10 protein-coding genes are annotated in these 7,829 nt (G+C 56.0%); 6 read left to right on the top strand and 4 right to left on the bottom strand.

Annotated elements, in window-relative coordinates; all coding sequences use genetic code 11:
* Positions 1-434, bottom strand: a 434-nt coding sequence (gene mobQ, locus AC54AG_RS28190; RefSeq protein ID WP_496632638.1) for a MobQ family relaxase, incomplete at its 3' end; no start/stop codon positions are given.
* Between the two features lie 191 nt (positions 435-625).
* Between mobQ and AC54AG_RS28185 the strand changes: the two genes are divergently transcribed.
* The 3 genes from AC54AG_RS28185 to AC54AG_RS28175 are packed head-to-tail and all read left to right on the top strand — an operon-like array spanning position 626 to position 2,906.
* Positions 626-931 (top strand): DUF8583 domain-containing protein, encoded by a 306-nt coding sequence (locus tag AC54AG_RS28185; protein WP_496632636.1) that lies wholly within the window; start codon positions 626-628, stop codon positions 929-931.
* Between the two features lie 3 nt (positions 932-934).
* The gene (locus AC54AG_RS28180) at positions 935-2,680 is read left to right on the top strand and encodes a type IV secretory system conjugative DNA transfer family protein (protein ID WP_496632634.1); all 1,746 of its coding nucleotides are present in this window, start codon (positions 935-937) and stop codon (positions 2,678-2,680) included.
* A 10-nt stretch (positions 2,681-2,690) separates the two neighbouring features.
* Complete coding sequence (locus tag AC54AG_RS28175) at positions 2,691-2,906, top strand: hypothetical protein (protein ID WP_496632632.1); 216 nt, start codon at positions 2,691-2,693, stop codon at positions 2,904-2,906.
* Between the two features lie 176 nt (positions 2,907-3,082).
* Here the strand turns inward: AC54AG_RS28175 and AC54AG_RS28170 are convergent, their stop codons facing one another.
* Complete coding sequence (locus AC54AG_RS28170) at positions 3,083-3,547, bottom strand: hypothetical protein (RefSeq protein WP_496632630.1); 465 nt, start codon at positions 3,545-3,547, stop codon at positions 3,083-3,085.
* A gap of 210 nt (positions 3,548-3,757) precedes the next feature.
* Positions 3,758-3,913, bottom strand: a complete 156-nt coding sequence (locus AC54AG_RS28165) for a hypothetical protein (protein ID WP_496632628.1) — start codon at positions 3,911-3,913, stop codon at positions 3,758-3,760.
* Between the two features lie 545 nt (positions 3,914-4,458).
* Between AC54AG_RS28165 and AC54AG_RS28160 the strand changes: the two genes are divergently transcribed.
* The 3 genes from AC54AG_RS28160 to AC54AG_RS28150 all read left to right on the top strand — a co-directional run bounded on the left by AC54AG_RS28160 (position 4,459) and on the right by AC54AG_RS28150 (position 6,757).
* Positions 4,459-5,055 carry a hypothetical protein gene (locus tag AC54AG_RS28160; protein WP_496632626.1) on the top strand — a complete coding sequence of 199 codons (597 nt, stop codon included), beginning with the start codon at positions 4,459-4,461 and terminating at the stop codon, positions 5,053-5,055.
* Between the two features lie 659 nt (positions 5,056-5,714).
* On the top strand, positions 5,715-6,515 hold the full coding sequence (repM, locus tag AC54AG_RS28155) for a replication initiation protein RepM (RefSeq protein WP_496632624.1): 801 nt from the start codon (positions 5,715-5,717) through the stop codon (positions 6,513-6,515).
* Positions 6,515-6,757 (top strand): hypothetical protein, encoded by a 243-nt coding sequence (locus AC54AG_RS28150; protein ID WP_496632622.1) that lies wholly within the window; start codon positions 6,515-6,517, stop codon positions 6,755-6,757. The genes repM and AC54AG_RS28150 overlap by 1 nt, the downstream gene beginning before the upstream one ends.
* Positions 6,758-6,840: 83 nt before the next feature.
* Here the strand turns inward: AC54AG_RS28150 and AC54AG_RS28145 are convergent.
* On the bottom strand, positions 6,841-7,829 hold a 989-nt coding region (locus tag AC54AG_RS28145; protein WP_496632620.1), incomplete at its 5' end, for a MobA/MobL family protein.

Genomic DNA, 7,829 nt, shown 5'->3' with positions numbered 1-7,829 from the left:
CGCGTCGTGCGCAAGATATGGGCGTGGTGGTTTCGGCTGTCGCCTTCCTTGCCCGGCTCGTGGATAGCGACATCGACGGCGCAGCCCTCGCGGTCGGCCATCTGCTTAGCGAAGTCCAGCGCAAGCTGACGCCGTGCCTCGGAAGATAGTTCGGATGGTAAGGCGACTTCATACTCGCGCGCCACGCACGCATCCTTGCGGCGCTCAGCGTGTTCCGCTGCGTTCCAGAGTGCCGACCTGTCGGCGGCCCAATCTGGTGCACCATTGGGCAATACTATGTCGGCGGAAACGACGCCCCGCTTGCGCGTGTAATCGTGTATCTCACCAGTCCTCGTATCGGTGATTTCGCAACCAGCACGATAAGCGGCGGCAGCGGTCGAAGTTCGACCGGCTGACCGGGATACCGCTTTCACGCTGAGATGGTAGATCGCCATGCTGTTGCCGTTGCCGTTGTTTTTGATTTGTCCCGGAGGGACCGCACGAGTTGGCGAAGCCAACTCCTAAGTGCGCCCTTGCTCTTCGCTTTCGCTCTTCGCTGGGCTTGTCCACACCTCCATTATGCTGCTTTACGGCAACAATTATCAAGCGTAAAATTGTGCTTCATTACCAACATTCAGGGCAAAACATGGCAGCGTTAGACGAACGGATCAAAGCACAGGAAGAAAAGCTGAAACAGCTTAAGGCACTCAAGCAAAAGCAAGAGGCCATGAAACGGGCGGCAGATGCAAAGAAAGTCCGTGCCGATGAGACCCGCCGGAAAATCCTGATCGGTGCAATGCTGCTCGATCAGATGGAGAAAAATGAGGCCATGAAAAAGAACATCATCGGCCAGCTCAATAGCTTCCTGACCCGGCCCGATGATCGCGCCCTGTTTGGTATCGATGCAGCGGCTCCAGTGGCTCCACAACAGCACAACAGTACAGGGCAGTAAATCATGGCCAACTACGACCGTAACAACAAAGCACAGAACGTCGAAGTAGGCCGTAGCATTGCCCGTATGGTCGGCTTTACATGGGCGTGCTTTGCCTTCGGTACATGGCTTGCTGTTTGGCTGTGCTGGGACGTAAACCCCGGCTCCACTGGCGTTAGCGATGGCAGTACCGGAAGCCGAGATTTGTACGCTGTCACTGCCGCGCTGTTTGGCATCATCCCGGCCTTCATCTTGACCGTGATACGCACCGGGCGCGACATGCACAAGGAAACCGAACAGGCACGCCAGCAAACGACGCAGCGGCAGGCCGCTGCTGTGGTGGCAAAGACCGCGCACCTACAACCGGTACGCCGCGCCGGCTTCAACGGCCTGACGCTCGGCATGTCCACCGGCTTTCTGGCCGGCCGCGGCCATTACAGCGGTATGCGCAACGGCACACATCTGCACCTTCCACCAGCCGATGCGTGCAAGAACATCGTCATCTTTGGCGGCATCGGCGGCGGCAAGACCACACGCGCCATCAACCCGCTTTTGCAGCAGGTGCTGGCACAGGACTGCTCGGCGCTGGTGTTCGACATTAAAGGCGACTTCCGGCGCGAGGTCGATTACATCGCTGGTCAGGTGAACCGCAACTACCAGGTGGTGGGCGATGGCGGCTTGACGCTGAACCTGTTCCGAGGCTGCACGCCGGAAGTGGCCGCGTCGTACCTGAAAAGCTGCTTCATCGCTGGCGGCACCGCCAGCGGCGATGGCGCGTTTTGGGCTGAAACGGCAACCAACTATTGCCGCAACCTGTTGACGCTGCTGCGACTGGCGAAGGGCGATTACAGCATCGCTGGTCTGGCGGATCTGGTGTTCTCCGAGACGCGCCGGATGGAAACGCTCAAGGTTGTGCGCGGATACGAGCAGGCTGGCCAGCTCGATGCACGCGATATGCGCGTCTGGAATGCGGTCCTCGGCTACATGGTCGATACGGTCGCAAAATGGGAAGACAAATTCCGTGGCAACGTGCAAGGCACTTGCGAGGCGGTGTTGAATCCGTTCGTGTCACCCGATTTGGTCGACGCCTTTTCTATCGAGAGCGAGCACGGCGAGGCCAATCTGTACGATCTGCTCGATCACCCGACCGTTTTTCTGGTCAACCTGCCGCGCCACAAGTTCGGCAATCAGGGGGCGCGCTTCGCCTATCTGCTCATCAAACTGCGCTTCTTCACCATGATGAGCGAGCGCCGGTCGCGTCTGGACGTCAACCAGGAGCGCTATGTCGCGTTCCTCTGCGATGAATACCAGGGCATCGTGGACAGCGTGAGCGATACCGATTTTTGGGACAAGTCGCGCTCGTCAAAATGCTTCGGCATTTTGTCGATGCAGGGCTATAGCTCACTGGTCGAAGCCGTGGGCAGCAACAAGACCGCCGACGCGATCATGCAGAACTGGCGCCAGCGCGCCATTTTCCGCACGGAGGACGGCGCCACGCTGGAAATGGTGCAGCGCCTGCTGGGGCAGGTGGACGTGCACATCGAGAGCACCAGCTACGGCCAGAGCACCAGCACGAGCATGAGCAGCGCCGGGATGACAACCAGCCACAGTTCCAACGAGGGCCAAAGCATGGGCCTCCAACGGCAAGCGCTGTTCGATGCAAACGATTTCCGCAAGCTTGATGCGCAATTTGCGCTGTTCGTCGGCAATGTGGGCGACAAGGCCGCCGACGATGTGATCGAGCTGCAACCACTCTTCATCCCGAACTAAAAGGCTCAACATGGCATGGTTTAAATCTGCAAGCACCTACGTGGCCGACTGGCGCTCTTTCTCGGTCAAAGGCAGCTCGCTGCGCCAGCTGGCCGTCTTCGCCATCGTGCTGGGCTTTCTGTGGGGCATAGCAGTTGTTGCTATCCACGGCTTGCCAGGCAGCGAGGCGCGAGAAATGCGTTCCAAATGGGGCAAACCCGGAACCGGCTTGCATCTTCTACAGTAGTAATCAAGGATGAATACTTGCCTGATTAGCCGGTTGAACCGACTTCTTACCGTCACGACTTAGCCTGTTTAACGTGCTATAATTACGTTGAAGTGTTGGTGCGCCGGACCGATTTAAGTTATCCGGGCGAATGCTTCAAAGTTTTTCTAAAGCCACTCTCTGAGTGGCTTTTTCTTTTACTGCTGCGTTTTTTGGGGCCGTGGCGGTTTGATGCGATCCCCTTTTGGCACGACGGAATACAGTTCCGCACGAGGCTTGCGCTGTGACAATTCAAACACAGCCTCGTCCAACACATCATTTCCATACCCATCCTGCCGACGCACAGTGCTGCGAATTGCAGTCATTTTTGGTGAAGGTACGACAACAAGAGATGTAGCAGCAAGCGCAAAATCAATCTGCAACATCACGTCATCCAAGCTATAGCCATCACCAGTGACTCGGCTGTTGTACAAATGAGAGCCAAGGAAAACAATCTCCGGGCTTTCCAAAAGTGGACGGCCTTGAGACGCTTTCAGTTCGTTGATAGCCTCGTGCTGAGCTGGCGTAAACGTGCCAATAATCACAGCCCGGACCCTCCCACCACGTTGAACCTCTTCAAGATTCGCACGAATCAAATATTTTGCATTGTCATAAAGTGGCATTGGAAATCTTCAAAAAGACAGGCCGTTATCTTACCGGCATGGCCTGTATAGCAAAAAATAAAGTTACTGTGTCGCAGCAACCACTGTCACTCAAAACACGCACCTACGGCGGCCGTAAGCGGCCGCCGTGGCGTTTGTTGACTGCGGAACATAGAAACCCATGTCCGCGATAGAAAACGCCACTACGGGCCTCTAAAGGCACCGAGATGATCACGCCAGATACTGGTGAATGAACAACCAGAACGCATGGACGTACACACCCGACCACCATAACGTAGCGCCCAGCGCCCCCAGCCAGCCATACGACCGGGTGAACTTTTTGGCCAGCGGCAGCAGCTGGGTAATTTTTTGCTTCACTTGTTTCATGTTGACTCCTTCAAGATTGATAGATGTGAAAAAACCACGGCCCTTCATCACGTATTTACTAGATGACGTCAGGGTGTAGCCTTCGTATTTATGCTTCTGCGAATGCCACGTAAAAACCGGGCTACAACCCGCATGAATACTTACTCTTAGCTTTTTCAGATTTCCATCACGACCCAGAAACTGCAAGCACTTGGGGCTTTGTTCTGACTATAGTGCGGGTTAGCGTCGGTACGTGAACTCTCATCCCGTATAGCGTTGGCAACGCAAAAACAGGTTTCACCAATGATCCGAGTAAGCGGTGTTCGGAATCCCGACTATTTGAGGAATAGAGCCAACTACACGCCGAGCAGGGCCCGAAGTCGCGTAGGGTTGAAGCGGCACCCACGGGGCCGGAAGCGGCCTCCGTGATGTTTTCACCTTTGGACATACCGACCGCAGCAACGGCCCTCTAGGCGGCTCCTCTCGCATCCTTAGAACATGGTTTTGCCTCGACCATCAACACGGCCTGCTACCATGAAGCGATCCAAAAATTAGAGGGAACGTCAATGGAATTCGGTTTTTTACAGACCTACGGGAAAGAGATTACGGCGTTGATCGTGCCATTCATCACCTTGGCACTGAATAGCTTTTTCAAGGCTAAAGCTCGCTTAGAGGTCTCCCAGCCGCACCTTTTCACATTCCTAGTGCAAGAGCCGCTGCTCGACGTCGATGGCAATGAAATGAAACCAAATCAAACCGCCAGCACACGATCCGTTCTCATCAGGAATTCGGGCCGAGAAACTGCCACCAAGGTCGAAATCGTCTTCAATTGGAAGCCTATGTGTGCCAACGTCTGGCCACCCCGTCGCTACACGGAGAGCGTACAGAATGACAACCGTTACACATTAACCTTCGACAGCGTCTCACCGGGTGAGTCGTTGGGGTGCGAGATACTGGCCGTGAACAACCCTCTGCCCGAAGTGCTGACAGTTCGTTGCGACCAATGCATAGGCCAATGGGTAGACATGTATCCGCAGCCAGCTACGACCAAACGGCAGCGCATCATTGGTATAACGTTGATGTTTTTCGGTCTAGCTACCGTCGTTTACATGCTCATCATGTTGTTGCAGTTTCTCGTGTTGAAGACCCCGTACGGTCGATGACACGCAGGCGAACAAGTCACCGCCCTAAACTCTCCGTTAGTACGCTCGCCCCCTGAGGCGTACGCCATAAGTACATTCCCACGTCCAGGGCGTCGCATCAAAGTTAAAAGCCAACTGGACGCCTTAGCGCGCGGGCGTCCCCGCTTGCTTGCACAACGACGATAAAGCCGTCGTCGCGCCCGGTTAACCTTGAAACCCGATAAATCAAAAAACCGAACCCTCGGCCCGTGGCTTCGCGCACCAACACATTGGCAAGCCCTACAGGCCGAAGATATGACCGTGGGGGCGATTTGAGTCCGAGGACTGAAGCCGAAGGCGAAGGAGCGAGGATGGCCCGTCAGGGCCACCCCCACGCCACACGGCAAGTGCCGCCGCCGACCGGCGGTGCGCAGCCGACCCGTGGCCTCCGCAAAGGCGGGGGCCTTTTCCTGCCCCCTCGGGGGCGTAGAGAAGTACGAGCTAACGGACGCAGTACGGTGCGAGTAGCTTTTAATACCTTTTAGCAGCCCGGAGAGACAGCATCCATGCGGGTTTACGCGTCGAACTATGACTTTTTTCCGGTTAACTATGACTTTTTTCCGGTTAACTATGACTGGTATTGACAGGTCATTTTTATGGCGTATGATGACCATTATTGAAACGGTCATTGAAAGCTCTGGATGAAGAACGCTGAACTTGTCGTAAAGTCAAACCGTCTGATCGAGGCCAGTTACCGCCTTGGTTTGACAGAACAACGAATCATCTTGTATTCCATCTGCCGGTGCAGGGAGGAAGGGCAGGGGCTATTCCCTAATGAACCGGTCATTATCAACGCCGAGGCATTCCTCAAGCAATTCCCAAGCGTGGAGAAGGGCAGCGTCTACGAACAACTCAAAGAGGCGATGGACGCCCTCTATGACCGAAGCGTCACGCTCTATGAGACGGACGATGACACTGGTTTGCCGCAAGTGAGCAAAACACGCTGGATCAGCAAGGCAAGCTATGTCGATGGGGCTGGGCGCATCAAAGTCGTGTTCACACCAGACGTCATCAAGTACATCACGCGGCTGGAAGAGGAATTTACGTCCTACCAGTTGGAGAAGGTCGGGCGCATGACAAGTGCCCATGCCGTCCGCATCTATGAGCTGTTGGCGCAGCACAAAAGCATCGGCAACCGTACGCTCAACCTTAAGTCGCTACGTGAAACACTAGGCGTGGAGCCTGGCGAATACAAGCTGACGTCCGACTTCATCCGCAAGGTGATCGAGGTGGCCGTCGAACAGATCAACAAGCACAGCGATATAAAAGTGAGCTATAAGCCACAGAAAACAAGCCGCGCCATCACCGACTTCGTTTTCAAAATCCAAGACAAAGAACGCAAGGCAAAAACCACCAGCACGGCCAGCGATCAGGCTGCACGTGACAAACTGGAGGCGCTTGGCCAGCAGCGCCTCGATACCGAAGATACAGAGGAGTTTTAATGACCCAATACAAATACCAGATCACACCACGAGCCGACGCATTGGGCGGCGGCTGGCAGCTTCGACTGCTCGATGATGGGGAGGAAGTGGGCGGCGGCGTGTTCCCGCCAGTTGAAGGCGCTGGCGATGCCCAGGAAGCGTTACAGGCCGCGCACGACAATGCGATGGATGAGGCGCTCGACTGGATGAACTCGCACTCCCCTAATGGCTATACAGGGTTCTGGCCAAGCGTCCAGCTGTAACTTTGTCTATGCATACTATGTGACTTCATAACGGGGCATTGTTGGCTCATTGCCCCGTACTGCTTCACACACTATCGCCACAATCATCGATCGAAATCAAAGCCGCTATCACGCTCACGATCGCGCTCTTCGCGCTCCTGCTGATCTTTCTCCATCTGCTCCCACAGTTCATTTGACCGGGCAGCTTGCTGCTCCCGCAGCAGCAGCTGCGCAGCGGCTGGGTCATGCTCCGTCTTCTCCTCTTTCGTTTCAGGAAAATACTCTGGCCCTTCTTTCGGTTTGTCCACGGCGTTCTCTCCTTGCGGTTGAATTGGTAAAGGCTTGCTGGCCATCGTTCCGGCAAAGGTCCGGAATTGCGACCAGTCCGGTGTCGCTTTGGGTGCGGCTGGTAACGGCTTAGAAACCGATGATGGGCTTGCCCATGCGCCATAGGACTTGATTGCATCCTCGATGTTGCTATCGCGCTGCGCAGGCGCAACTGGGCGCAGTTGTGTCTCCAGTCGCCCCCATATGCCATCAGCGTATTTCCCAGGATTCTCGTCCCGCCTTTGGCACGCTTGTTCGGACTTGGCCGCGTTAAGGTCCATCGTCACATCGATGATCGAGCAAAACACTTCGGCGCTTTCGCGCTCCAGCTGGCCCGCCTCCTTGGCACGCATCAAGCGCTCGGCCACATCGGCCTCAAACTCCAGCCGCTTGTTGCTCGGCTCACGGGTTCGGCGTTCGTAGCCGGTAGCCGCTGGCCCAAGGTGCCGGGTTGGCTCCCGGTCGATGCCCTGTTCCTTGAGGCTACGGTGATCGACGGTTTCCTCGATGCCGTACTGACGTAACCGCTCGTTCGTCAGATCGGCCCAACTGGCGCGCACTGCCTCAAGGTCGGCTTTTCGATTCCGGCCTGCCTTCTCCGTGTCCAGCTTATCGGTCAGCCCTTCCGGGCCTATCTTGCGCGTCGTGCGCAAGATATGGGCGTGGTGGTTTCGGCTGTCGCCTTCCTTGCCCGGCTCGTGGATAGCGACATCGACGGCGCAGCCCTCGCGGTCGGCCATCTGCTTAGCGAAGTCCAGCGCAAGCT

It is taken from the genome of Janthinobacterium sp. BCJ23, assembly GCF_059617945.1.
This window is presented reverse-complemented; position numbering and strand designations above follow the sequence as displayed.